Below are 24,485 nucleotides of genomic sequence, written 5' to 3' on the forward strand. Positions count from 1 at the left end.
GAGTTTTCAGTCCATCAGCAGCACCAGCTTGCCCGTCGTGCGCCCGGTGTCGCCCAGCTCGTGTGCCTTCGCGGCCTCGGCGAGCGGGAAGGTCCCCGCGATCGTCGCGCGCAGCTTCCCCGACTCCACCAGCTCCGCGATCGCCTCCATCCCCGACCGGTCGGCGTCCACGAGCATCCGCACCGCCCGCACACCGAGGCGCTCGGCCTCCTCGTGGAACTCCGGCGAACCGACCGGCAGGATCGACACCACGACCCCGCCCGGCCGCAGCATGCGCAGCGACCGTACGGACGTCTCGCCGCCGAGGGTGTCCAGTACGACGTCGACGTCCCGCACGGTCTCGGTGACGTCGGTGGACCGGTAGTCGATCGCCTCGTCCACGCCGATCTCGCGCAGGAAGTCGTGCTTGCCCGCGCTCGCCGTGCCGATCACGTACGCGCCGCGCGCCTTGGCGATCTGCACCGCCACGTGCCCGACCCCGCCGGCCGCGGCGTGGATCAGCACCCGCTGGCCGGGCTGCAGACCGGCGTGCTCGGTGAGCGCCTGCCACGCGGTCAGCGAGACCAGCGGCAGCGCGCCCGCCTGGGCGTGGTCGATCGAGGCCGGCTTGCGGGTCAGGGCGCGGACCGGGGCGATCACGTACTCGGCGTGCGAGCCGTGGCCGAAGGGGTAGGGCAGCATGCCGAAGACCTCGTCGCCGGGCCGGAACGCGGCCACGCCGATCCCGGTCTCCACGACCTCGCCGGAGACGTCCCAGCCCAGGACGAACGGCGGCTCGCCCAGGAATCCACCGGTGGCCCGGTGCTTCCAGTCGGTCGGGTTGACACCCGCGGCCCGCACCCGGACCAGCACCTCGTTCGGTCGCGGCGCGGGCCGCTCCACCTGCACTTCCTTCAGGACCTCGGGGCCGCCGAGGACGTCCTGGCTGATCGCACGCATCGTGTTCATATCGCTCATGGTCACCCAGCCTGCCGGGATCCACCCGCTCAGGAAATGGCACGAATGCCAACCTCCGATAGAATCGTGCCATGTGTGACACGCGGAAGGAGTCGACCGCCCCGGAGCGCGTCGTCGTCCTCGCCCTCGACGGCGTCTACCCCTTCGAGCTGGGCATCCCCAGCCGGATCCTCGGCGCCGCCGACGGCCACTACGAGGTGCTGACCTGCACGGTCGACGGCGGACCGGTGCGCACCAACGCGGACTTCGGCATCACCGTCGAGTACGGCCCCGAGATCCTGGAGACCGCCGGCACCGTGATCGTCACCTCCATGCCGCCCTCGCACATCCCCACCGGCCTCCCCGACGAGGTCGCCGCCGCCCTCGCCCGGATCCGCCCGGACGCGCGGATCGTGTCCATATGCACCGCCGCGTTCGTCCTCGCCGAGGCCGGCCTCCTCGACGGCCGCCGCGCCACCACCCACTGGGAGGTGGCCGACGTGTTCCGGCGCCGCTACCCGCGGGTGGACCTCGACCCGGACGTGCTCTTCGTGCACGACGGCCGGATCCTCACCTCCGCCGGAGCCGCCTCCGGTGTCGACATCTGCCTGCACATCGTCCGCACCGACCACGGCAGCGAGCTGGCCAACAAGGTCGCCCGCCGCTGTGTCGTCCCGCCCTTCCGGGACGGCGGGCAGGCGCAGTACATCGAACAGCCGGTTCCGGAGAGCGGCGCCGCGAGCACGGCCGCCACCCGCGCCTGGGCCCTGGAGCGCCTGGCCGAGCCGCTCACCCTCTCCGACCTCGCCCGGCACGCCCGGATGAGCCTGCGCACCTTCGCCCGCCGCTTCAACGACGAGGTCGGCCTCAGCCCCGGCCGCTGGATCGTCCAGCAGCGCGTCGCCCGTGCCCGGCATCTGCTGGAGTCCAGCGATCTGCCGGTGGACCGGATCGCCGCCGAGGTCGGCTTCGCCACCGGCGCCTCGCTGCGCCAGCACCTGCACGCGGCCATCGGCGTGTCCCCGCAGGCGTACCGGCGCACGTTCCAGCAGGCCCGCTGAGCCGGGCCCGGGCGGGTCCGCCGTGCCTCGACACCAGAAGGCCGCGCCGCTTCCCGAACGTTCCGGTCCGCCCCGGCGTCGAAGGACCGCAAGAGGAACGGAGGAAGGGGCGGGCATGCGCAGAGGTCTGGTGGCGATGGCGGTACTGGCGGCCGTGACGGCGGTGGGGTGCGACGACGGCACGGGTGTGCGCGTGGTGGTCAAGGGCTCGCCGCCCGCCACCCCGTACGGCGGCCCGCTGCACGTGCCCACCAAGTCCCTGGACGAACAGAGCCCCCGCGCCCTGCGGCTGGCCTCCGGGGCGGCGGGCCGGGCGCTGGAGTGCGACGGGGAGATCTTCGAGGGCACGGGTCCCGACGGATGGAGCACGTCGGACGGGGGTGACACACCGGAGGAGGGGCTGAAGCTGTACTTCGACATGTTCGAGCCCGGCCAGCCCGACCACGGCTACCGGGTGGAGCGCCAGGAGACGGACCGGGTGCTGTACTCCTTCGACGTCGGCGGCCGGACCAAGGCGGCCGTCGTGGTGGCCAAGGACCAGAAGGACCGCCCCGGTTGGGGTCCGGAGACGAGCGCGTCCTGCGACCCCGCCGAACTCCCCGCCCGGCTCGCCGCCGCCGACGGCTGGGAGGTCTGGACGGACGGCCACGGCAAGCGGGTACCGGTGAGCCGGCTCAACAGCCAGGCCGGCCCGGAGCACTGCGACTGGGATTCGGCCCACTTCCTCGACCTGGACGACCGCACGTACATCCGTGATCCCGAGGGCGTCCTCGGCCGCGACGGTCTGCTGAAGGCGCCGTACCGCAAGGACGTCCGCATGCCGGCGGACGCCCACGACACCGGGTACCACTACCGCGGCTGGCACCTGTGGCTCACCGACGACCGGGCGACGGCCTACGTCCGCACGCCCGACGGAGTCGAGGCCTGGCCCCAGACCAATCAGGGCGTCGGCTGCATGTGACCGTTCACCACGTCACCCGGGGGTGTCCTGCCCGCTCGCGGCACCCAGGCGCAGCTCCCGCGCCCGCAGGGCGAGCTGGATCTCGAAACGGGCCGTCGGGTCGTCCAGCAACGAGCCGAAAAGCTCGTCCACCTGCCGCATCCGGTAGCGGACCGTCTGCGGATGCACCGCCAGGCGCGCGGCGATCTCGGTGACGCCACGGCCGGACTGGAGCCGGCACAGCAGGGTCTCCGCGAGCCGCTCCCGGTGCGGCGGGCGGACCTGCTCCAGGGGGCGCAGCCACCGCTCGGCCATGGCGTCCAGCAGCGCGTCGTCGCGCAGCAGCAGGAGCGTGGACAGGTGGTCCTGGCAGCGGACCACCCCACCGTCCGCGTCCGCGCCGGGCAGCACCCCGCGCCGGACGAGGTCCAGCGCCTCCAGGGCCCAGCGCAGCGACCGCGCCCCCTCGTGCAGCGCGACCGGCGGCCCCATCGCCGCGCGCAGCCCCTGCAGGGCCCCGGCCACCGCCCGCGCCCGGCCCGGCCCCTCCGGATCGGGCACCACCAGCAGCGCGGGCTGGACGTCGAACCGGGTGAGGAACTCCGGCGGCACGATCGGCCCCGCCCCCGGCCCGGGATCCACGGCCACCACCGCCACCGCGCGCGGCAGCGTCCAGCGCGCGGCGTGCGCGAGATCCGCGATCGCGCCCGCAGAGGCCGGGGGGTCGGCGGTCAGCAGATCGACCAACCGGGCCCTGCGTTGCTGGAGTTCACCGGCCGAGTGCAGCCGGGCCTCGGTGTAGCCCGCGGTCGTCGCGGCCGCCATCTTGTCCAGGTGCAGGAACAGCACCTCACCGAAGGCGCCCAGCACATGGCGGGGCAACAGCCCTTGGTCGACCAGCGCGTTGACCCGGCGCCAGGTCACCCGGGCGCCGAGCCGCAGCGCCGACTGGAACGAGTCGAGGCTGCGCCCCTCCTCCGCCTCCCCCCGTCCGATGCGCTCGTACGTCGCCCTGACCGGCGCCCAGTCGGTGTCCGGCTGGGCCATCCGCTCCAGCAGCCCGCGCAGCGCGTGGTCCACGCCCCGGTGCACGCCCTGCAGATACGTGTCGTCGCTGGGGCGGGCGTACTCCGGGATCCCGGTCCCGATCGCCCGGACGATCTCCTCGGTGATCTCGGCGAGGTACGGGCGGAGACGGTCGGGCAGGCCCGGAGGCAATGCCTTGAACGGGCCGCCCGCGTCGGCGCCCACCGGCGCGGCTCTGTTCGGCACTCCGGTGACGATACCCGCGGGTAACCCACGTGGGCTCATCACCTGAGGACAGTTGTGGGGCCGGAAACTGCGCGCGCGTGACAATCCGTCCGGCTCACTCGTCGGCCGCGTGGACCCGCTCACCCCCCACATAGGTGAGCGCCACCTTCGTCTCCGCGATCGCCTCCGCCGGTCCGGCGAACGGATCGCGGTCCAGCACCACCAGGTCGGCGAGCGCCCCGACGGCCACCCGGCCGGTGTCGTCCAGGTGGTTCACGTACGCCGACCCGGCCGTGTACGCCGTCAGCGCCTCCGCCAGGGTCAGCCGCTCGTCCGGCAGGAACATCGGGCGGTCGCCGCCCGGTTCGACGCGGTTGACCGCGACATGGATGCCCTGGAGCGGGTCGGGGCTGCTCACCGGCCAGTCGCTGCCCGCCGCGAGCCGCGCACCGGAGCGCAGCAGCGCCCCGAACGGGTACTGCCATCCTGCCCGTTCGGCCCCCAGGAAGGGGATCGTCAGCTCGTCCATCTGCGGCTCGTGCGCGGCCCACAGCGGCTGGATGTTGGCGGTGGCGCCGAGCCGGGCGAAGCGCGGCACGTCGTCCGGGTGCACCACCTGGAGATGCGCCAGGTGGTGCCGGGTGTCGCCCGGCCCGTTGGCCGTACGGGCCGCCTCGACGGCGTCCAGCGCGTCGCGTACGGCACGGTCGCCCAGCGCGTGGAAGTGGCACTGGAAGCCGAGCGCGTCCAACTCGGTCACGTACGCGGGCAGTCGGGCGGGGTCGATGAAGCTCTTGCCGCGGTTGGCGGTGGCGCAGCCGCACGTGTCCAGGTAGGGGTCGAGCAGCGCGGCCGTGTGGTTCTCGGCGACTCCGTCCAGCATCAGCTTCACGGTGCCCGCGCGGAACCGGCCGTGGCTCAACGCGGCCCGCTTCTCCACCAGTTCGGGGATCTGCTCGGCCCCGCGCTCCCGGTCCCACCACAGCGCGCCGACCACCCGCGCGGTCAGTGAGCCGTCCCGGGCGGCGGTGAGATACGCCAGGGCCGGGTTGTCCATACCGAGGAAGTCGCCGACCAGCGCGTCCTGCCAGGCGGTGATGCCGAGCGCGTGCAGATGCCGCTGGGCGTGCAAGAGCGCGGCCAGCCGGTCGGCCGCCGTCGCGGGCGGTGCCAGCCGGCCGACCAGCTGCATCGCGCCCTCCTGCAGCGTGCCGCTCGGCGCGCCCGACGCGTCCCGCTCGATCCGCCCGTCGGCCGGGTCGGGTGTGTGGCGGTCGATGCCGGCCAGTTCCAGGGCGCGGCTGTTCACCCAGGCGCCGTGGTGGTCCCGGTTCGGCAGGTACACCGGCCGGTCCGGTACGACCGCGTCCAGCAGCTCCTTCGTCGGCGTACCGCCCTCGAACGCCTCCATCGACCAGCCGCCGCCGAGGATCCACTCCCGCCCGGGGTGGGCCTCGGCGTACGCGCGGACGGCGGCCACGCTGTCCTCGGCGGTCGTCGTCCCGGTCAGGTCGCACTGGGTCAGCTCCAGACCGGCCGGCACCGGATGCACGTGCGCGTCCTGGAAGCCCGGCAGCAGCAGCCGCCCCGCCAGGTCGACCACCTCCGTGCGCGGCCCGGCCAGCTCGCGCAGTTCGTCGTGGCCGACGGCCGTGACGCGGTCCCCGGTGACGGCCACGGCGGTCGCCGTGCGCCCCTCGGGGGTGAGGACGGGGCCGCCGGTGAAGAGCAGATCAGCGTGCATGATGCCTTTCCTGGAAGGTCAGTTGGAAGTGGTCAGAAGCTCGGGTGAGTCGGCGTCGGTGCCCTCGCCGGTGCGGAAGTACGGTGACCTGCGCACCCACTTGGCCCACGCGGCCACCACGAACCCGGACACGATCATCACCAGCGGCATCAGCAGCAGGAACCAGCCGTTGTCCGCGCTGACCTCGAAGTGGTCGGCGGAGGTGTAGAAGGACCAGCCGAGATAGCCGCCGAGGCCGAGCAGGGCGAGGGCGCTCAGGGCGGGCAGGACCACCGCCCGTACCCCCTGCCGCCAGTCCTCGTGCAGCAGGGACCGGAAGCGGGCGGCGGCCGCGAGCGCGGTGAGCGCGTACGACAGCGCGACGACGATGCCCACCGCGTTCACCGTCGCCATGATCATGTCGGCGAGGCGCGGGATCACCAGCGACAGCACCGCGACCACCGTGGCCAGCGCCCCGATCAGCAGGGTCCCGGCGGCCGGCGTCCCGTACCGGGGACTGACCCTGGACCACACCGGCCCAAGGGTACGGTCCCGGCTCATCGCGAACATGCCCCGGGCCGCCGGGATGACCCCGGCCTGGAGCGAGGCCACCGCCGAGAACAGCAGCGCCACCAGGGGCAGCGCGGCCAGCGGCTGGTCGGCCAGCCGGTCCCCGAAGTACGCCAGCCCCTGCGCCCCGTGCCCGGCCAACTCCCCCTCCGACAAAACTCGTTGGAAGGCGATCGAGCCGAACAGGAACAGCCCGAGCATGGTCACCAGGGTGATCGTCCCGGCCCTGGAGGCGTCCCGGGGGTCGCGCACCTCCTCGTTCACGGTGAACGCGGCGTCGAAGCCCCAGTAGCAGAACACCGACAGGAGCAGACCCTGAGCCAGAGCGCTCGTCGAGGGGATCGCGAACGGGTCGAACCAGGAGAGGTCGAACGGATGCGGGCCGGCCGCGATGCCGTATCCGCAGAAGCCCAGCAGGACCGTGTACTCGAAGACCAGCAGCCAGGTCTGCAGCCGGGCCGCGGTACGGACGCCGGTCACGGCGGTGAGCGTGACCGCGGCCAGGGCGACGACACCGACCGCCGTCGTCTGCGCGGTCGAGTCCGGATCCAGGGCGAGCGAGCCGATCCGGTGCAGGCCCGCGTCCCCGGCCAGTTGCAGCAGCGCCGAGCCGGTGACCGCCGTGGTGTACGCGAGGAACGCCACGCTCGCCACGAAGTTGACCCAGCCGACCATGAAACCGAGCCACGGGCTGAGCGAACGCCCCACCCACACATATCCGTTGCCCGCGTTCGGCTCCACGCGGTTCAGCCGGGAGAAGGCGCCGGCGATGCCGAGGATCGGCAGGAACGCCAGCAGCATGATGGCCGGCAGATGGAGGCCGACCACGCCGGCCGTCACCCCGAGCCCGATGCCGATGCTGGTGGTCGCGGCGGTGCTGGACGCGGCGACGGCGACGCCGTCCAGCACGCTCAGGGACTTGCGCAGCTCGGGCTGCGCGGGTGGATCCGCACCGAAGGGTGTCTCGCTCATGGCCGGCTCTCCGCTCGCACCGGGGGGCCTGGTCGGCCCCGGTGACCGCAGATGAAACCGCCCGGGCACTTCACAGGTCAACGGTGTTGTCATAAGGTCCGGGCACACCCCGTCGGGCGCGCCTCGCCGGACACCCGCTCGGGCACACCCCGTCCGGCGCACCCCTGCCGGACACCCCGTCGGGCACATCGCGTCGGGCACATTCCAGGGAGGGCTCCATGAGCGAACGCGTCGTCCCGCCCGCCGAACGGCAGCGCCGGCGCCCGACCAAGCAGGGCGTCGTCCTCTCCGAGGAACTGATCGTCGAGACGGCGCTCCGGCTGATCGAGGAGCACGGCGCCGACGCCCTCTCCGTGCGCCGCCTCGGCCGCGCCCTCGGCGCCGACCCCAGCTCGCTGTACCGGTACTTCCGGCACACCGACGACCTGATGCTCGCCATCGCCGACGAGCTGATCGGCCGTAACCTGCGCGTGTGGCGGACCACCGGCGACTGGCGGGCCGACCTGCGCGACCTGGGCCTGCGCATGCACGCGGGCGCGCTCGCGCATCCCCGGGCCGCCGTGCTCAGCGCCCACCGCGTCACCGGCCGGGCGCACGAGATCCAGGCCGTCGAGAGCATCATCGGCGTGCTCCGCGAGGCCGGCTTCCCGGACCGGGAGGCGGTGCGGATCTACCACGCCTTCGTCGACCAGGCCCTCGCCTTCGGCGCCCTCGACTCCGCCGGCACCGCCCTGCCGAGGGCCGCCCGTGAGGCCGAGGCAGAGGTGTGGCGGGACACGTACGCCCGCCTGCCCGCCGACACCCATCCCCACATCGCGGCCACCGCCCGCCATCTCGTGGCGACCATGCGGCGCAGCTCCTACCCGGCCGCTCTGGACCTGCTGTTGGCCGCCGCGCAGACCCGCCTCGACGAGCTCCGCGCGGAGGGCGGAAGCATGAAGGCGGGCGCACGACCGGCGCACGAAGACGGCCCCGCCGCGACGGGGGAACGCGGCGGGGCCTGACGCACGAGTGCCCGCCCCGGAAGCCGTTCATGCCTCCGGAACGCAGATTTTTCTAAAACGGGCCGCTTCCCGGCCGGAATCAGCTCTCGTCCAGCGGTTCCAGGACGAACACCGGGATCTCCCGGGAGGTCTTCTCCTGGTACTCGGCGTACGGCGGGTAGGCGGCCACGGCCCGCTCCCACCACTCGGCCTTCTCCCGGCCGGTGACCTCACGGGCCCGCATGTCCCGCTTGACCGGGCCGTCCTGCAGTTCGACATGCGGATCGGACGTGACGTTGAAGTACCAGACGGGGTGCTTGGGCGCCCCGCCGAGCGAGGCGACCGCCGCGTACCTGCCGTCGTGCTCCACCCGCATCAGCGGCGTCTTGCGGATCTTCCCGCTCCGGGCGCCCCGGGTGGTCAGCACGATGACCGGCAGCCCGGTGTCGCGCAGCGTCGTCCCCTTGGTTCCGCCGGAACTCTCGTACAGCTCGACCTGCTCGCGCACCCACTGGGTCGGGCTGGGCTCGTACTCGCCCTCAAGAGGCATCGGATCCGTCCCCTTCGTCGGTTGAACGGCTGACTTCATCGTCGGTTGAACGGTCGACTTCCGCGGCCCGGTTCAACACCGGCGGCCGCCCGAATCATCCGTACCGCGGGCGGCTGCCGCCGAGCGGGTGATTACCTCGCGGGTCACCGCATCGACCAGCGATAATGAAAAGGCCGGGACATACGCGTCCAGCGACTGGAACCAGCCGCTCCGGTCTTGACCGGCGGCGCGGTGGTCCGCTGATCCGGGGCACGTCGCCCCGTCACCGGGCCGTCGGATTCCGGCCTGTGACAACCCCCCACCACCCCCTGCTTCGGCCAGATCCACCGGATGGCCGATCTGGCCGAACTTGCCGTCGCCCCATAGATGCCCGAGGCATCTAATGAAGATCGGCACGACGCACTTCTTCGTCTGAGAGGTCTTTCCATGACGGATCTGACGGACATCCCCGGCCCGGCGACGCCGGCCGAACCGGTCACCTTCCCCCAGGACCGCACCTGCCCCTACCACCCGCCCACCGGATACGCCCCGCTGCGCGACGGCCGGGCGCTCTCCCGCGCCACCCTCTTCGACGGGCGGGAGGTCTGGATGGTCACCGGACACTCCGCCGCCCGCGCGCTGCTCGCCGACCCCCGCCTGTCCACCGACCGGCGCCGCCCCGACTTCCCGGCGCCCACCGCCCGCTTCGCCGCCGTCCGCGACCGCCGGGTGGCTCTGCTCGGCGCCGACGACCCCGAGCACCAGACACAGCGCCGGATGATGATCCCGTCGTTCACGGTCAAACGCGCGACCGGGCTGCGGCCCCGGATCCAGGAGATCGTCGACGGACTGCTGGACGCGATGATCGCCCAGGGCCCGCCGGCCGAGCTGGTCTCCGCCTTCGCACTGCCCGTGCCGTCCATGGTGATCTGCGAGCTGCTCGGCGTGCCGTACGCCGACCACGAGTTCTTCGAGGCCCAGTCCCGCACGCTGCTGCGCGGCCCCACCGCCGCCGACACCCAGGCCGCGCGCGACCGGCTGGAGGCCTACATCAGCGATCTCGTCGACCGCAAGGCCGGGGGGACCGAGCCGGGTGACGGGGTCGTCGACGAGCTCGTCCACCACCAGCTGCGCGAGGGCACCCTGGACCGTGACCAGCTCGTCTCGCTGGCCGTCATCCTGCTCGTCGCCGGGCACGAGACGACCGCCAACATGATCTCCCTGGGCACCTACACCCTGCTCCAGCACCCCGACCGGCTGGCCGAGCTGCGCGCCGACCCGGAACTGCTGCCCGCCGCCGTCGAGGAGCTGATGCGCATGCTCTCCATCGCGGACGGGCTGCTGCGCGTGGCCCTGGAGGACATCGAGGTCGACGGCACCACGATCCGGGCCGGCGAGGGCGTGCTCTTCGCGACCTCGGTGATCAACCGCGACGCCTCCGTGTACGAGGAGCCCGACGCCCTGGACTGGCACCGCCCCGCCCGCCACCACGTGGCCTTCGGCTTCGGCATCCATCAGTGCCTGGGGCAGAACCTGGCCCGCGCGGAACTGGAGATCGCCCTCGGCGCCCTGTTCACCCGGCTGCCCGGCCTGCGGCTGGCCGCCCCGGCCCAGGAGATCCCCTTCAAACCCGGCGACACGATCCAGGGGATGCTGGAACTCCCCGTGACCTGGTAAGAGGCTCTGACCATGCACATCGAGATCGACAAGGACACCTGCATCGGCGCGGGACAGTGCGCGCTGGCCGCGCCCGGTGTCTTCACCCAGGACGACGACGGCTACAGCTCACTGATCCCCGGCCGCGAGGACGGCGCGGGCGACCCGATGGTCCGGGAGGCGGTCCGCGCCTGCCCGGTGAGCGCGATCAGCGTCACGGACGGCTGACCGACCCTCGCCCGGCGGCGATGACACCCGGCAGGGACCGGTGACACCCGGCAGGGACCGGCCGGCCCGGGTCTCAGTAGGGTGCCCGCGTGATCGAAGATGCCGAGAAGCCCTTCCTCTACGTCGTCGTCTGCGCCGCCGGGATCGCCGCAGATGTCGGCAAGTTGGTCACCGCCGCCCAGGAACGGGACTGGGAGGTCGGGGTCATCGCGACGCCGGTCGCCATGGGCGGCTTCTTCGACGTCGCCGCCGAGGAGGAGCGCACGGGCCGTCCCGTGCGCTCCGCCTGGCGCTCCCCGGCGGACCCCCGCCCGTTCCCGCCGCCGGACGCCGTGGCGGTGGCGCCCGCCACCTTCAACACCGTCAACAAGTGGGCCGCCGGGCTGGCCGACACCCTCGCCGTGGGCACCCTGTGCGAGGCCGTCGGCCTCGGCGTGCCGATCGCGGCCCTGCCCTGCGTGTCGGACGCGCTGGCCGCCCATCCCGCCTACCAGGACAGTCTGATACGGCTGCGCGGGTTGGGCGTGCGCTTCGGCGAGCCGTTCTCCGGGGAGCCCGACGCGGACGGCTCACGACCGGAGTTCCCCTGGGAGCGGGCCCTGGACCTGCTGGATCGGTACTGAGCCGCCCTCACCGCTCCTTGCGGACGTAACCCGCCGTGCCGGGCGTGGAGACGTTCACGTCCCGGCGGACGATGCTCAGCCGGTCGCCCCAGCGGGCGAGGGCCTTGCGCAGCCCGCTGTCGGTGTACTCGATGTCCACCACCCGGTCGTCGAAGGCCTCGGCGTACACCCCGCACTCGTCGTACTGCCCGCACTCCTCCGCCACCGCGAAGTCCAGCCCCGTCCGCGCCCGCCGGCCGGCCAGTTCGGCCGTGTTCTTCTGCCCGACGGCCAGGTGCCGAGCGTGCGCGTGTCGGGAGAGCAGCCGCATGAACGCGGTCGCGTCGGCGGCGGTGAGCAGGTTCCGGGAGCGGGTGTAGCTGTCGTAGTTGTCGGGCTCGACGGCGTCGAAGCCCTTCTCGGCGCAGTCGTCGATCCAGCCGTTCACCCGCTGGGCCACCCGCTCGCGCTTCTCCGGGGTGCGGAGGTCGAGGAGGGCCTCGTTCCAGTCCTCGTCGATGACGGCCTTGCCGCGCGCGTCGCGCAGCAGCAGGTCGGCGGGCCACGAGGAGCGCTCCTGCGGCTGGGCCTGGAAGGCGTTGACGTAGCAGATGTTGTACAGGCCGGGCGCGGGGGAGTCCGACCGGTCCCGGCTGACGATGCGGACCCCGGCGGGCGGGGGATAGGCGCCGCCGATCTGGTAGTCGAACCCGGCGTGGCGCGGGGGCAGGCGCACCGTGGCCGCCTTCGGTGACGTGGACCTGCCGTTGTCGCCGGGGTCGTCGCAGCCGGTCAGTGCGGCTGCCGTGAAGGCGAGGGTGAGGGCGAGCAGGGCCGCGCCGGCGGTCGTGCCGGGACCTCCGCCGCGGGGAACACCCTTGAGGGGCACGTCCGCTCCAACGATCGCGTGTACGGCCCGCACCGGAACGGAGCAGGACCCGAGCGGGATCCAACCGTTCGCGCGCCGTGATCGTCAAGTCCGCCCGGGGCCACCCCGTAGGCTCGCCGGTGACAACCGTCCCGAAGGCAGGAGCAGCAACGATGCAGTACGTGAAGCTCGGTTCGACGGGTCTGGACGTCTCGCGGATCTGTCTGGGCTGCATGACCTACGGCGAGCCCGACCGCGGCGTCCACGAGTGGACCCTCGACGAGGAGGGGTCCCGGCCGCTGATCCGGCAGGCGCTGGACGCGGGCATCAACTTCTTCGACACCGCCAACGTCTACTCCGACGGCACCAGCGAGGAGATCGTCGGCAAGGCCCTGCGCGACTACGCGAACCGCGACGAGATCGTGCTCGCCACCAAGGTGAACGGCCGGATGCGGCCCGGCCCCAACGGCGGCGGACTCTCCCGCAAGGCCATCCTGTCCGAGATCGACCACAGCCTGCGCCGGCTCGGCACCGACTACGTCGACCTGTACCAGATCCACCGCTACGACCACACCACCCCCGTCGAGGAGACGATGGAGGCCCTGCACGACCTGGTGAAGGCGGGCAAGGTGCGCTACATCGGGGCGAGTTCGATGTACGCGTGGGAGTTCTCCAAGGCGCAGTACACGGCGGACCTGAACGGCTGGACCCGGTTCGTGTCCATGCAGAACCACTACAACCTGCTCTACCGCGAGGAGGAGCGGGAGATGCTGCCGCTCTGCGCGGACCAGGGCGTCGGTGTGCTGCCGTGGAGCCCGCTGGCCCGCGGCCGGCTCACCCGCGACTGGGGCACCGTCACCGAGCGCAGCGCGAACGACGACTTCGGCAGCCGGCTGTACCTGGAGAGCGACCGGTCGATCGTCGAGGCCGTCACCCGGATCGCCGAGGCCCGGGGCGTCAACCGCGCCCAGGTGGCCCTGGCCTGGCTGCTGCACCAGGACACCGTGGCGGCGCCCGTCGTCGGCGCGAGCAAGCCCCACCACCTCCAGGACGCGGTTGCGGCGGTCGATCTGGAGCTGAGCGAGAAGGAGATCGAGGAGCTGGAACAGCCCTACACCCCGCGTGCCATCAGCGGTCACTGACGCCACGTCAGGTACGTGCGGTGTGCAGGCCGCGCGCCGCACGGACCGCGGGTAATAGGCCCTGAAAGCTCTTTCTTGACAATAAGTCAAGAGCAGGTCCATCGTGCGCAATGTTTAAAAGTGAGAGATCCCTTGTTGCGTCGTGCCGGGCTGTGCAAAGGTGTGCGCTGTCGGCGTGCAGACAATTACATTTCCCGCTGCATGCGCCCAGCCGCTCTCGTACGCCCCCCACGCTTCAAAAGAGCTGCTCCAGGCGGACGTTCGAGGTGCTGTGTCCCGTCCCGCACCCGCTGGTATGGACTAATTCCGTCTCGCGTCTGGAGGAATGCAGCCGTGAATTTCGACGCTTCGGACGAACAACTGAGCGCCGAGCTGAAGAAGTGGACGGGCGCGGCCCCCGCACTCCACCCGGTCGGCGAACTCCTCGACCGGCACTGGGAGGCGGCCTTCGCCTACGCCCGGCTGTGCACCGACGGAACCCGCGCCGCGGGCATGCTCACCACCGCCGCCTTCACCCGGCTCTTCGGCGAGACCCTGCGCCAATCCGGGCCCTCCGCCGCCTGGCGGCCCCATCTGCTCGTCACCGTCCGCCGTATCGCGGCCGAATGGGACGGCGACGGCCGCCAGGAACTCCTGCACCCCGCCCTGCGGCCCGCCCCCGGCAGCGCGGAACGCGTCTCCGCCCGGCTCCTGCCCCCGTCCGACCGCCGGCTGCTGTCCCGCGCCTTCCAGTGCCTGCCCCAGTCCGCCCGGGCCGTGCTCTGGCACGCCGAGGTCGAGGGCGAACCCCTCGCCGTCCCCGCCGCCCTGCTGGCCCTGGACGAGGAGGAGACCCGGATCGAACTCCGCCGCGCCCGCGAGCGGCTGCGCGAGGAGTGCCTCCAGGCCCACCGCGAACTCGCCCCGGAGACCGAGTGCCGGCGCTATCTGCGCATGCTCGACGTCACCTTCCGGCGCGGCGGCACCGACATCGACCCGGACCTGCGACAGCACCTGGCCGGCTGCCGCCACTGCCGGGGGACCGCCGACCAGCTCGCCCAGTTCAACGCGGGACTCGGCCTCGCGCTCGCCGAGGCGGTCCTCGGCTGGGGCGCCCGGGCCTACATGGAGTCCCGTGCGGCCCGCACCGACGAGACCGCCCAGCGGGACGGCACGACCGACGAGGCCGCCGCAGCGGCCACCACCCAGCCGATACCGGACCCGTTCTCCCTGGCGGGCGGCGAGGCCTTCACCGCCGGTGCGCCGACAGACCCGGTGGCCCCGGTGGGTCCAGTGGCCCCGACGGGCGCCCTGCCCAGGCCGGCCCCGCGCTCGACACGGCGCACCGCCCCGGACCCCGCCCTGTCGGCCGGCGCCGGAGCCCCCGCCGGCCATCGCCGCTCGCCCCGTTCCGCCCACCGCGCAGCCCGCCGGGCCCGCCGCCGCAATCTCGCCCTGGCCGCCCTCACCGTCAGCGGCCTGGTCGCCCTCCCGCTGGTCCTGTGGTCGGTGCTCGGCTCCGGCGACCACCCCGCCCCCGCCCCCGGCGCCACCCCCTCCGGGTCGCCCGGCACGAAGTCCACGGCACCGGATCCCTCCTGGGCCGGCGCGAGGGGAACCGCCCAGGGCCCGCTGCGCGGCCGGCTGCACAGCCTCGCCTCGGGCCTGTGCGTCGGCGTCGTCGGCAAGAAGGCCGTCACGGGCGCGGAGACCGAACTGGCCCCCTGCTCCGCGACACCGAGCCAGCAGTGGTCGTACGAGACCGACGGACTGCTGCGCAACGACTCCGACCCCGGCCTCTGCCTGGACTCCCACCTCGGCTACTCGGTCCGGCTCGCCCCCTGCTCCGCCACCGGGAAGGCCGCGCGGAACATCCGCTACGACTTCACGCTCCAGGGCGTTTTCGTCCCCCGCTGGAACCAGGACCTGGCCCTCACCCCGGCCGCCACCGACGGTTCGGGCACGCTGGTCCTCAAGAACCGCTCGGGCACGCCCGCCGAACGCTGGACCATCGACACCGCGAAGCCCGACCTCCGGATGGAGATCGTCGACTGGAGCACCGGCAGCACCCCGGCCCCGGCCCGTACCCCGTCGGCGAAGCCCGCCCCCACGGCCACGAAGAGCCCGTCACCCACCCCGACGGCGACCGGGACCGGCCCGGCGCCCTCGGTTTCCCCCACCACCGACTTCTGCACCACCTACCCGGACTACTGCGGCGGATACGGTGTCGGGGGCTACGGCGGCGGCTACGGGGGCCGCCACCGCTGACCAGGGGTGCGCGCGGCTACGACGCCTTGCTGCCCGCCCCGCCCAGGAACTCCGCCCACCCGCCGGCCGGGGCCTGACCCGGCGTCAGCGTGCGCAGTGTGCGCAGCACCGCCGGGTCCTGTGCCTCCAGCCAGGCCACGAGCTGCTTGAAGGAGACGAACCGCACGTCGTCGTACTCGGCCATCCGGCCGATCGCCTCCTCGACCGCGTCCATGTAGATGCCGCCGTTCCAGCGCTCGAAGTGGTTGCCGATGAAGAAGGGGGCGCGGTTGCTCTCGTACGCGCGGCGGAACCCGGCCAGATAGGTGTCCCGGGCCTGCGTGCGCCAGGCGTCGAACTGGGCGCGGTCGCCCAGTGGGTTGCCGCCGGACTGGTTGAACATCATGTTGTAGTCCATCGACAGCACCTGGAAGGAATGGCCGGAGAACGGTATCGACTGCAGCGGGAAGTCCCAGATCCGGCCGCCCTGCACCTTGCCCGGCCAGATCTGCAGCCCGCCGGGGGAGCTGGCGTCGTACTTCCAGCCGAGCGCGGCCGCGGTGGGCAGCAGGTTGGCCTGGCCCTCCAGGCAGGGGGTGCGGCCGCCGACCAGCTCCTTGCGGTAGTCGAACGGCAGGGGTTCGAGGTCGGTGAAGCCGGTGTTCGTCTTCCACTTCGTCACGAAGCCGACGGCCTGGTCGATCTCGCTGCGCCACTCCGCCGGGGACCAGTTGCGCACGCCGGTCGCGCCGCAGAAGTGCCCGTTGAAGTGGGTGCCGATCTCGTGGCCCTCCAGCCAGGCCTCGCGCACCTGCTGGATCGTGGCGTGGATGTGCCGGTCGGCGAGGTAGCCGATGGCGGACGCGCCGACCGCGTGCCGCGGCGGACGATAGAGGTGCTTCTTGGACTCCGGCAGGGTGTAGATCCCGCTGAGGAAGAAGGTCATCTTCGCGCCGTGCTCGGCGGCGACCTTGCGGAAGCGGGAGAACAGACTGTTGCTCAGCTCGCCCGCGCCGTCCCAGGAGAACACCACGAACTGCGGGGGCTTCTGACCCGGCTTCAGCGCCGTGGGCGTCGGCTGGTGCGGCTGGGCGCCGGTGTCGGCGGTGGAGCCGTCCCCGATCGGCTTCACCGGCCGGGCCTGCGCGGTGCCCCCGCCGTACGCCGGGTCCTTGCCTCCGACGGACAGTCCGGTGCCGGAGGAGCAGGCGGACAGGGCGCCGAGGGCGCCCGCCGCCGCCCCGGCCGTCAGCACACGCCTGCGTGAGATCCCGCTCATCTTGTTCCCCGATTTCCTCGTCCCGGCCCCGTGCGGGGCCTGCTCGCTGTGCGGTCGACGGGTTCGATGAGGGGCCGGGGCGGAAAGATCGGGGCGACCGGCTGGTGTTGCCGTCCTGTGACAGTTGTGGCGCGCTCATGACCAACGTGGTGCGGTGGGGCGCGCATGACGAACCCCGCCGCCCGGAGGTGGGCGGCGGGGCTGGTCGGTGGAGTCAGGTGGTGGAGTTCGCCGGTGGCGTTCGGTCAGGCGCCGGTGCCGGCGTTGAGGACGGTCAGGAAGACCGAGGAGGAGTTTCCGGCGACGGGGACCGGGCCCGCCGTCCACGCCACCTTCAGCGAGCCCTTCTCGTCCGGCGGGGTGATCAGCAGCGCCGCCGGGGTGGCCGTCTCGGCCTCGCTGATCTCCGGGTTGGAGAAGGTCAGCCCCGCCCAGGCGCTCTGTCCCGGCTTGAGCGTGACCGTGACCGGCGAGCCCGGGGAGCGCTTGGGGTCCGGGCCCAGCTGGGTGCCGGAGGCGTTCACGAAGGCCGCGCCGGGATAGCCGCGCACGGTGCAGGTCCGGGCGGACTTGTTGGTGAGCACCAGGGGGAAGTTCTCCTGGCCGGCGCCCGGGTCGTTGCGGCCCACGGAGGCGCTCAGGTCGGAGCTGTGGCAGCGGCTGCCGGTGGTGCCGCCGGTCTTGGAGCCGGTGCCCGAGGAGGCCGGCGCCTGCCCCGCGGGGGACGACGGCGTACCGGCCGGTGTGGCCGCGCCGGCGGAGGTCCCGGGCGTGGCGGAGGTCCCGGATGTGGAGCCCTGCGAGGCCTCGGTCGCCGGGGCGGCCGTACCGGACGCCGTCTTCGCCGGCTCGACCCGGGCGTCGTGGCTGCCGCACGCGGTCAGGAGGCCCAGTACGGCGACCGTTCCCGCGAGCAGGGCTCCGCGCCGCAGGGGCTGGGATGAGTACGCCATGTCGCTCAACACTCCTGGATGTTCACGGCACGTGACGATCGCGTGCCTCGGGCGCCGGGTGCGCCGTCACCCCATAGGGATGCACGGCCCACCGGAAAAGTTCGGGACGTACGGGAATCGGATGTACGGGAATCGGACGCACGGGAATCAGCCGACCCGCAGCGAGCGGAGTATCCCATCGGTCGGGTCGCCGTCACCCTGCCCTCGCACCTGCACGTACACCTGCGGGCGCGCCGAGCCGGTCGCGGGGCGCAGCGCGGACTCGGTGACCGAGCCGCCGTCCGGGCAGGCGGTCCAGGTGCGGACCGTGCCGCGCCAGCGGGCGTCCGCGAAGGCCCGGTCGGCGGCGTGGTGACAGCCGGGGTGGGCGAGGGCGGCCACCCGGGCGGCCACGTCGCCGCTCTCGCCGACCCCCACGAACACCCCGTTCACTGGGGCCTTCAGGTCGGACCAGTCGGCCAGGCGGTCGGCGACCACCAGCCCCGGCGCGTGCCCCGCCGGCAGCCCCAGCGCGTGCGGGTCCCAGCCGGAGTCGCGCAGCTCCCGGGCCCAGCCGGCGGGCACCTCTACGGTCACCCGGCCGGTGGCGTCCCGCACCGTCGCCTCCTGCGCGCCGGCCGGCCGGTGGAGCACCAGCGTCACGGCAGCGGCAGCCACCCCGGCGGCCAGCACCCCGGCCACGACCAGCGTCACGCCGCTCAGCCGGCCCCGGACACCGTCGAGCCGCTTCACCCGCCGGGTGCCGGATCCCGCCGCCAGCCCCTCCAGCTCCTGGGCGAACGCCTGCGCGCTCGGCCAGCGCCGCTCCCGGTCCGGCTCCAGGGCCCGCAGCAGCGCCCGCTCCACGTCCTCGCCGAGGTCCGGCCGCAGCCGCCGGGGCGGTACCACCTTCCCCGGGGACCCCGGCACGGTCCCGGTGACGAGTTCGTAGCCCACCGCGCCCAGGCTGTAGACGTCGGCCCGCGCGTCGATGCCCTCCCCGGGCTCGGCCTGCTCCGGCGGCTGGTAGCCCGCCGAGCCCGCGGCCAGGGTCAGCACCGAGGCCTGCGCGAGGCTCTTGGCCAGCCCCAGGTCGGCCAGCAGCAGCCGCCGCCCGCCGTCCGGGGCGGTGTGCAGCAGCACGTTGGTCGGCTTGATGTCCCGGTGCACGATGCCCGCCTCGTGCAGCGCGGCGGCGCTCCGCGCGGCCAGCGCCGTCAGCGTCAGCGCCTGCGGCACCGGCAGCGGACCGTCCGCCAGCAGATCGGCGAGGGTCCCGGCGTCGGCGTACTCCATCACGAAGTACGGCCTGCCGTCCGGGAGCTCACCGATGTCGTAGACCTGCACCACCCGGCTGGAGCCGGCCCGGCGCAGCAGCCGGGCCTCGGACAGGAACCGGTCCCGGATGTCCAACCGGTGCGCCCAGTTCTCGGCGAGGACCTTCACGGCCACCGGGGCCTGCAGCTCGTCGTCGTGGGCGAGCCACACCGTGGCGAAGGCGCCGGAGCCCAGGCGCCTTTGGAGGCGGTAGCGGCCGATCCGCTCCAGGGAGTGCATACGACTATCATGCCTGCCCTGAGATCGACTCCGAGGGGGACCCTGACGTGCAGGAGCCGGCAACGGCCGAAGACCTCGCCCGGCGTGCCGCCGCGGGCGACCGGGCGGCCCTGGACCGCCTGCTGGCCGAGCTGCGGCCCGAGGTGGTGCGCCGCTGCGGACGCTTCCTGCCGTGCCGGGAGGACGCCGAGGAGGCCGCCCAGGACGTGCTGCTCCAGGTGGCCCGGCACATCTCCGCCTTCGAGGGCCGCAGCCGCTTCAGCACCTGGCTCTACACGGTCGTCGCCAACTGCTGCCGGCAGAAGTACCGCGAGCTGAAGCGGCGGGCGGCCGAGCAGCCCGCGGCCATCGAGCCCGCCGAGCACATCGACCCGCGCACCACCAGTGTCATCGCGGGCTCCCGGATCGATCTGCTGGACGCCCTGGACCGGCTGGAGCGCGAGCATCCGCACCTGGTCGCGCCCCTGGTCTACCGGGACATCTGCCAGCTGGAGTACGCCGAGGTCGCCGAACGCGTCGGCATTCCGCTCGGCACCCTCAAGTCCCGGCTGCACGAGGCCCGCAAGCAGGTACGGCCCTGGCTGCGGGGCTACTGACCGACGCCGCCACCGATCGCCCCGGCCACCGCCTCCTCCAGCAGGCCCAGCTCCGCCCAGATCGTCTTGCCCTCCGGGGTGTGCCTGCTGCCCCAGCGCTGGGTGAGCTGGGCGACCAGCAGCAGCCCGCGGCCCCCCTCGTCGAAGGTCCTGGCCCGCCTCAGGTGCGGGGCGGTGGCGTTGGTGTCGGACACCTCGACGATCAGCGTGGCGGCGTCGTGGATCAGCCGCAGCCGGATCGGGCGAGAGCCGTACCGGATGGCGTTGGTGACCAGTTCGCTCACCACCAGCTCCGCCGTGAACCCGACCAAGGTCAGCGACCAGCGGTCCAGCTGCTCCCCGACCTGTTTGCGGATCGGCGCGACCAGTGCCGGGTCGGCGGGGATGTCCCAGGTCGCCACCTGGGAGGCGGGCAATCCCCGGGTGCGGGCCAGCAGCAGTGCCACGTCGTCCGCGGTGCCGCCCGGCGGCAGCAGTGTGTGCAGGACGCGGTCGCAGGTCGCGTCCAGGGAGCCTTCGTACGTTCGCAGCGACTGGAGCAGCGACCGTCCGTCGCTCTGCCCGGTGCGTTCCCTGGACCACAACAGGCCGTCCGTGTAGAGGGCGAGGACGGTCCCCTCGGGCAGCTCCAGCTCGGTGGACTCGAACGGCAGCCCGCCCAGGCCCAGCGGGGGACCGGCGGGCAGGTCGAGCATCTCGGGCTCGCCGCCCGGACGCAGCAGCACGGGCGCCGGATGCCCGGCCCGGGCCAGCGTGCAGCGCCGCGAGACCGGGTCGTACACGGCGTACAGGCAGGTGGCACCGACCTCGCCGGGGCTGTCCTCGACGGCGTCCCCGCCGGGGGCGAAGGCGCCGCCCGACTCCTCCGAGAGCCGGACCACCAAGTCGTCCAGGTGGGTGAGCAGTTCGTCCGGAGCCAGGTCGATGTCCGCGAGCGTACGGACGGCCGTCCGCAGCCGGCCCATGGCCGCCGAGGCCTGGATGCCGTGCCCGACGACGTCCCCGACGACCATCGCGACCCGCGTCCCGGACAGCGGGATCACGTCGAACCAGTCACCGCCCACGCCCGCGCGGGCCGCAGGAAGATAGCGGGAGGACGCGTCCAGGGCGGCCGTGCTCGGCAGGCTGCGGGGGAGCAGGCTGCGCTGCAGGGCGAGCGCGGTCTCCCGCTCGCGCGAGTACCGGCGGGCGTTGTCGATGCAGACGGCGGCGCGGGCGGTGACCTCCTCCGCCAGCAGCATGTCGTCCGCCGTGAACGGGTCCGGGCGCCGGTGCCGGGCGAGCACCGCGACGCCGAGGGTCAGCCCGCGGGCCTGGATCGGGACGGCCATCGCGGAGTGGATGGCGAACTGCCGCACCCGCTCGCGGCGCGCGGTGTGCCAGGTCAGCCACTGGTGCAGGTCGCCCTCGGCCATGGTGGTCCGGATGGTGCGGCCCACGGTCAGCGCGTCCGCCTGCGGGGAGAACGCCGGGTAGGCCTCGGACTCCCCCGGCGCGCCCACCGCCTCCGGAACACCCGGCAGCACCGACTGCTGAGCCGTCCGGCGCAGCCTGACCGGCGCCGTGACGCGGGCCGGCGGCTCACCGCCGTACTCCTGCGGGTCCAGCAGGTCGATGGTGACGAAGTCGGCGAGCACGGGCACGCACACGTCCGCCAACTCCTGCGCCGTACGGGTCACGTCCAGCGTGGAGCCGATGCGCAGGCTCGCCTCGTTCACCAGCTGCAGCCGCTGCCGGGCCCGCCGGCTCTCGGTGACGTCGTGCACGGCCATGGACACGCCCCGCACCCGGCCCTCGGAGTCGACGACCGGGGCCATCCGGGCCCGCCAGGCGTGCGCCCGCCGGTCGTCCCCGGTGTACATGTCCGACTCCGCGTCCTGCGCCTGTCCTGTGGTGAGGACCTGGAGCATGCGCTGCTCCAGGTGCTCGCTCTGCGGCTTCCCGCCGATCTCCGCGAGCCGCAGGCCCCGCAGCCGCTCCTCGGTCAGGCCCATCATCTCGACGGTCACGCCCAGCACCTTGGCCATCGCGTCGTTCATCCGACGCAGCCGCAGCCGCTCGTCGTACACGGCCACGGCGCACGGGGACTGGATCAGGCCCGCCGTGGCCAGCGCGTCGTCCTCGGGGGGCGGCTCCTCGCCGGGCAGCGGGGTGACCACCAGCCAGTCGCCGCCGTGGTCGTCGCGCCGGGGCCGGTGGTGGGCGAGCAGCCACACCGAGACCGTACGACCGTCCCGGTGGCGCAATCCGACCGTTCCCTGCCAGCGCGGGCCGGAGGGGGCGGGCGCGCGGTCGGGTCCGGCGAGCAGTTCGGCGGCCGGGCGGCCCAGTACGGCGTCGGCGGGGTGGCCGAGCAGACGCCGGGCGCCCTCGTTCCACTCCACCAGCGTTCCGTCGTCGGCGACGACAGCCCGGGCCGTCGCCGCATCGTCGAACGGATAGACCCGGCTCATCGTCGCCACTCCCAAGCGCACACGCAGAGTCAACAGGCGCATCACTCGTGCTCCAGCCTAGTGCGTCGCGCCCGTCCGCGAACGGCGACCCCCGGCCACCGGGCCCGTCGGCGCACCGGCGTCAAGGGGCAATTCCGGCCGGCGTGAGGTCCGAGGAGAGGCCGAGGGAGAGACCGAGGTGGTGCCCGTGGCGGGGCGGGGGGGAATCGAGGCCTTCCCGCGCCGCCTGCCACGGTCAGGTGCGGTAGCCGATGACCGTCATCATGCCGCCCTCCGAGTGGTACTGGTTGTGGCAGTGCAGCATCCACAGGCCGGGGTTGTCGGCGTCGAAGTCGAGGACCAGCTTGCGGTGCGGCAGGACGATGGCGGTGTCCTTGCGCGCGCCGAGGCCGTCCAGGCCGTGGACGGCGAAGGTGTGGCCGTGCAGGTGCAGCGGGTGCCACATGTCGGTGGCGTTGAGGAGGGTGAGCCGCACCCGCTCGCCGGCCCGCACTGCGTGGCGCTGGCTGGAGTCGTACGACTTGTGGTCGAAGCCCCAGTCGTACTTCTTCATGGTGCCGGTCACCCTGATGCGCAGCTCGCGGTCCGGTTCGCGGTCGTCGAGGGCCACCGAGTCGTCCGGGATGAGGCGCCGGGCCGGGACGACCTCCCCGTCGAGCTCGCGCGGCCGGACCTCGCGAGACGGAACGGTTCTTCCCTTGTCGGTCCGCAGCACCGCGAGCGCCTGCCCGTTCTTGCCCTCGGCCAGCGCGACAAGGGGGAAGACGCCGTCCCTGGCGGTGATGAGGACGTCGTAGCGCTCGGCCATGCCGACGAGCAGGGCATCGGTGCGCTTGTGCTTCACGGGGTAGCCGTCGGTGTGCGTGACGGTCATGGAGTGCCCGCCCAGCGCGACGCGGAAGGCGGTCTCGGAGCCGGCGTTGATGATGCGCAGCCGGATGCGCTCGCCGGCGCGGCACCGGAACACGGAAGGAGCGGCGGGCAGACGGCCGTTGATGAGGTAGTAGGGGTAGGCGACGCTGCCCGCCTCCCCGTGCAGCATGCGGCTGTGGGAGTCGTGCAGCACGCGGCTCGGCCCGGCCGGCTTGCGGGGCGCGTGACCGGAACCCGAGTGGTCGGATCCGGGGCCCATGGCCATGCCGCCCATCTTCATGGACGAGCCCGAGTTCCGCTTGAGCTGGGCGAGCACGTCATCGGGGGTGGAGCCGTCCACCCCGTCGAGCCAGTCGTCCAGCATGATGATCCATTCCTTGTCGTAGCCGAGGGGCTCCCTGGGGTCGTCGACGATGAGGGGGGCGTACAGACCACGGTCCGGCTGCATCCCGACGTGGGAGTGCAGCAGATAGGTGCCCGGGTGGGCGACGGTGAAGCGGTGAGTGAAATCCGCCCCGGAGGCGATGGCCTTCTGGGTCAGATCCGGCACGCCGTCCATGTCGCAGCGCAGCCGGATGCCGTGGGAGTGGAGCGTGGTGGTGGTCGGCAGCCGGTTGGCGAGCGTGAGGCTGAGGACGTCACCCGCGGTGACCCGCACCAGGGGTCCGGGCAGCGTGTCGTGGTAGGCCCAGGTCCGCACGTGCTTGCCGCCCAGGTCCAGGGTGGTCTCGGCGGCGGTGAACTTGAGCATGCGCACCGGGCCCGAGCCACGCTTGCGCTCGGCGGCACGGACCTCCGGACCCGATGGCTCGACATATCCCTTGGGCCCAGGGGGAACGAAGTTCCCCTCGCCGCTCGCCGTGCGCTGCGGGCCGGAGCGCGGGTCGGGGCCGGAGTCGCTGCAGGCAGCCAAAAGTCCCGCGCCCGCGGCAACGAACGGGGCACGGAGCAGGGTACGCCGCGAAGGTGTGTGCATGTAGGAAATAAGACACGTTTTGTGCTCATATGCGATGTATCTGCGGCGGCGCGTCTGATGATGACGGGTGTCGGAGGGTGTCCGGGCCCCGCGGAGCCGTCGCCTGTGCCCCGGCATGCCCGCGCACGCCCG

21 protein-coding genes are annotated in these 24,485 nt (G+C 73.0%); 9 read left to right on the forward strand and 12 right to left on the reverse strand.

The window, feature by feature from the left end; translation table 11 throughout:
* Window positions 1-6: 6 nt before the first annotated feature.
* Window positions 7-957: an NADP-dependent oxidoreductase gene (locus ABZ865_RS21690; protein ID WP_361232519.1), complete on the reverse strand. Its 951-nt coding sequence runs from the start codon at window positions 955-957 to the stop codon at window positions 7-9.
* Window positions 958-1,028: 71 nt separating this feature from the next.
* Here ABZ865_RS21690 and ABZ865_RS21695 point away from each other — a divergent pair, with 71 nt between their 5' ends.
* Together ABZ865_RS21695 and ABZ865_RS21700 are read left to right on the forward strand one after the other, a co-directional pair.
* Complete coding sequence (locus ABZ865_RS21695; RefSeq protein WP_361232521.1) at window positions 1,029-1,997, forward strand: helix-turn-helix domain-containing protein; 969 nt, start codon at window positions 1,029-1,031, stop codon at window positions 1,995-1,997.
* Between the two features lie 115 nt (window positions 1,998-2,112).
* Window positions 2,113-2,958 carry a hypothetical protein gene (locus ABZ865_RS21700; protein ID WP_361232524.1) on the forward strand — a complete coding sequence of 282 codons (846 nt, stop codon included), beginning with the start codon at window positions 2,113-2,115 and terminating at the stop codon, window positions 2,956-2,958.
* Between the two features lie 12 nt (window positions 2,959-2,970).
* Here the strand turns inward: ABZ865_RS21700 and ABZ865_RS21705 are convergent, their stop codons facing one another.
* From ABZ865_RS21705 to ABZ865_RS21715, 3 genes are all read right to left on the reverse strand, one after another.
* On the reverse strand, window positions 2,971-4,209 hold the full coding sequence (locus tag ABZ865_RS21705) for a helix-turn-helix domain-containing protein (protein ID WP_361232527.1): 1,239 nt from the start codon (window positions 4,207-4,209) through the stop codon (window positions 2,971-2,973).
* Window positions 4,210-4,303: 94 nt separating this feature from the next.
* Window positions 4,304-5,932 (reverse strand): amidohydrolase, encoded by a 1,629-nt coding sequence (locus ABZ865_RS21710; RefSeq protein ID WP_361232530.1) that lies wholly within the window; start codon window positions 5,930-5,932, stop codon window positions 4,304-4,306.
* Window positions 5,933-5,950: 18 nt separating this feature from the next.
* Complete coding sequence (locus tag ABZ865_RS21715) at window positions 5,951-7,453, reverse strand: APC family permease (RefSeq protein ID WP_361232533.1); 1,503 nt, start codon at window positions 7,451-7,453, stop codon at window positions 5,951-5,953.
* Between the two features lie 218 nt (window positions 7,454-7,671).
* On the opposite strand from ABZ865_RS21715, the gene ABZ865_RS21720 reads away from it, so the two are divergent.
* Window positions 7,672-8,457, forward strand: a complete 786-nt coding sequence (locus tag ABZ865_RS21720) for a TetR/AcrR family transcriptional regulator (protein ID WP_361232536.1) — start codon at window positions 7,672-7,674, stop codon at window positions 8,455-8,457.
* A gap of 79 nt (window positions 8,458-8,536) precedes the next feature.
* On the opposite strand, the gene ABZ865_RS21725 is transcribed toward ABZ865_RS21720, so the two are convergent.
* Window positions 8,537-8,986 carry a nitroreductase family deazaflavin-dependent oxidoreductase gene (locus ABZ865_RS21725; protein WP_361232540.1) on the reverse strand — a complete coding sequence of 150 codons (450 nt, stop codon included), beginning with the start codon at window positions 8,984-8,986 and terminating at the stop codon, window positions 8,537-8,539.
* Window positions 8,987-9,058: 72 nt separating this feature from the next.
* Window positions 9,059-9,382, reverse strand: coding sequence for a hypothetical protein (locus ABZ865_RS21730; RefSeq protein ID WP_361232543.1), 324 nt, complete (start codon window positions 9,380-9,382; stop codon window positions 9,059-9,061).
* A 30-nt stretch (window positions 9,383-9,412) separates the two neighbouring features.
* Here ABZ865_RS21730 and ABZ865_RS21735 point away from each other — a divergent pair, with 30 nt between their 5' ends.
* The 3 genes from ABZ865_RS21735 to ABZ865_RS21745 all read left to right on the forward strand — a co-directional run bounded on the left by ABZ865_RS21735 (window position 9,413) and on the right by ABZ865_RS21745 (window position 11,472).
* Complete coding sequence (locus tag ABZ865_RS21735; protein ID WP_361232546.1) at window positions 9,413-10,642, forward strand: cytochrome P450; 1,230 nt, start codon at window positions 9,413-9,415, stop codon at window positions 10,640-10,642.
* A gap of 12 nt (window positions 10,643-10,654) precedes the next feature.
* Window positions 10,655-10,849: a ferredoxin gene (locus ABZ865_RS21740; protein ID WP_361232549.1), complete on the forward strand. Its 195-nt coding sequence runs from the start codon at window positions 10,655-10,657 to the stop codon at window positions 10,847-10,849.
* An 89-nt stretch (window positions 10,850-10,938) separates the two neighbouring features.
* Window positions 10,939-11,472: a flavoprotein gene (locus ABZ865_RS21745; RefSeq protein ID WP_361232552.1), complete on the forward strand. Its 534-nt coding sequence runs from the start codon at window positions 10,939-10,941 to the stop codon at window positions 11,470-11,472.
* A gap of 7 nt (window positions 11,473-11,479) precedes the next feature.
* Here ABZ865_RS21745 and ABZ865_RS21750 read toward each other — a convergent pair whose 3' ends face one another.
* Window positions 11,480-12,247 carry an endo alpha-1,4 polygalactosaminidase gene (locus tag ABZ865_RS21750; protein WP_361233612.1) on the reverse strand — a complete coding sequence of 256 codons (768 nt, stop codon included), beginning with the start codon at window positions 12,245-12,247 and terminating at the stop codon, window positions 11,480-11,482.
* Window positions 12,248-12,492: 245 nt separating this feature from the next.
* Here ABZ865_RS21750 and ABZ865_RS21755 point away from each other — a divergent pair, with 245 nt between their 5' ends.
* Window positions 12,493-13,461 carry an aldo/keto reductase gene (locus tag ABZ865_RS21755; RefSeq protein ID WP_361232555.1) on the forward strand — a complete coding sequence of 323 codons (969 nt, stop codon included), beginning with the start codon at window positions 12,493-12,495 and terminating at the stop codon, window positions 13,459-13,461.
* A 333-nt stretch (window positions 13,462-13,794) separates the two neighbouring features.
* On the forward strand, window positions 13,795-15,708 hold the full coding sequence (locus tag ABZ865_RS21760) for a ricin-type beta-trefoil lectin domain protein (protein WP_361232558.1): 1,914 nt from the start codon (window positions 13,795-13,797) through the stop codon (window positions 15,706-15,708).
* Between the two features lie 16 nt (window positions 15,709-15,724).
* Here the strand turns inward: ABZ865_RS21760 and ABZ865_RS21765 are convergent, their stop codons facing one another.
* From ABZ865_RS21765 to ABZ865_RS21775, 3 genes are all read right to left on the reverse strand, one after another.
* A complete protein-coding gene (locus ABZ865_RS21765) occupies window positions 15,725-16,966 on the reverse strand; it encodes a hypothetical protein (RefSeq protein ID WP_361232561.1) in 1,242 nt (413 codons plus the stop codon).
* A gap of 245 nt (window positions 16,967-17,211) precedes the next feature.
* Window positions 17,212-17,919: a DUF4232 domain-containing protein gene (locus tag ABZ865_RS21770; protein ID WP_361232565.1), complete on the reverse strand. Its 708-nt coding sequence runs from the start codon at window positions 17,917-17,919 to the stop codon at window positions 17,212-17,214.
* 147 nt (window positions 17,920-18,066) lie between these two features.
* Window positions 18,067-19,455 carry a serine/threonine-protein kinase gene (locus ABZ865_RS21775; RefSeq protein WP_361232568.1) on the reverse strand — a complete coding sequence of 463 codons (1,389 nt, stop codon included), beginning with the start codon at window positions 19,453-19,455 and terminating at the stop codon, window positions 18,067-18,069.
* A gap of 47 nt (window positions 19,456-19,502) precedes the next feature.
* Here ABZ865_RS21775 and ABZ865_RS21780 point away from each other — a divergent pair, with 47 nt between their 5' ends.
* Window positions 19,503-20,051, forward strand: a complete 549-nt coding sequence (locus ABZ865_RS21780; RefSeq protein WP_361232571.1) for an RNA polymerase sigma factor — start codon at window positions 19,503-19,505, stop codon at window positions 20,049-20,051.
* Here the strand turns inward: ABZ865_RS21780 and ABZ865_RS21785 are convergent.
* Both ABZ865_RS21785 and ABZ865_RS21790 read right to left on the reverse strand, forming a co-directional pair.
* Window positions 20,045-22,504, reverse strand: coding sequence for a SpoIIE family protein phosphatase (locus tag ABZ865_RS21785; protein WP_361232574.1), 2,460 nt, complete (start codon window positions 22,502-22,504; stop codon window positions 20,045-20,047). The two genes, ABZ865_RS21780 and ABZ865_RS21785, sit on opposite strands and share 7 nt — an antisense overlap.
* 235 nt (window positions 22,505-22,739) lie before the next feature.
* Window positions 22,740-24,353, reverse strand: a complete 1,614-nt coding sequence (locus ABZ865_RS21790) for a multicopper oxidase family protein (RefSeq protein WP_361232578.1) — start codon at window positions 24,351-24,353, stop codon at window positions 22,740-22,742.
* Window positions 24,354-24,485: the final 132 nt, after the last annotated feature.

It is taken from the genome of Streptomyces sp. NPDC047085 (assembly GCF_040643735.1).
In the GTDB taxonomy this organism is placed as follows: domain Bacteria; phylum Actinomycetota; class Actinomycetes; order Streptomycetales; family Streptomycetaceae; genus Streptomyces.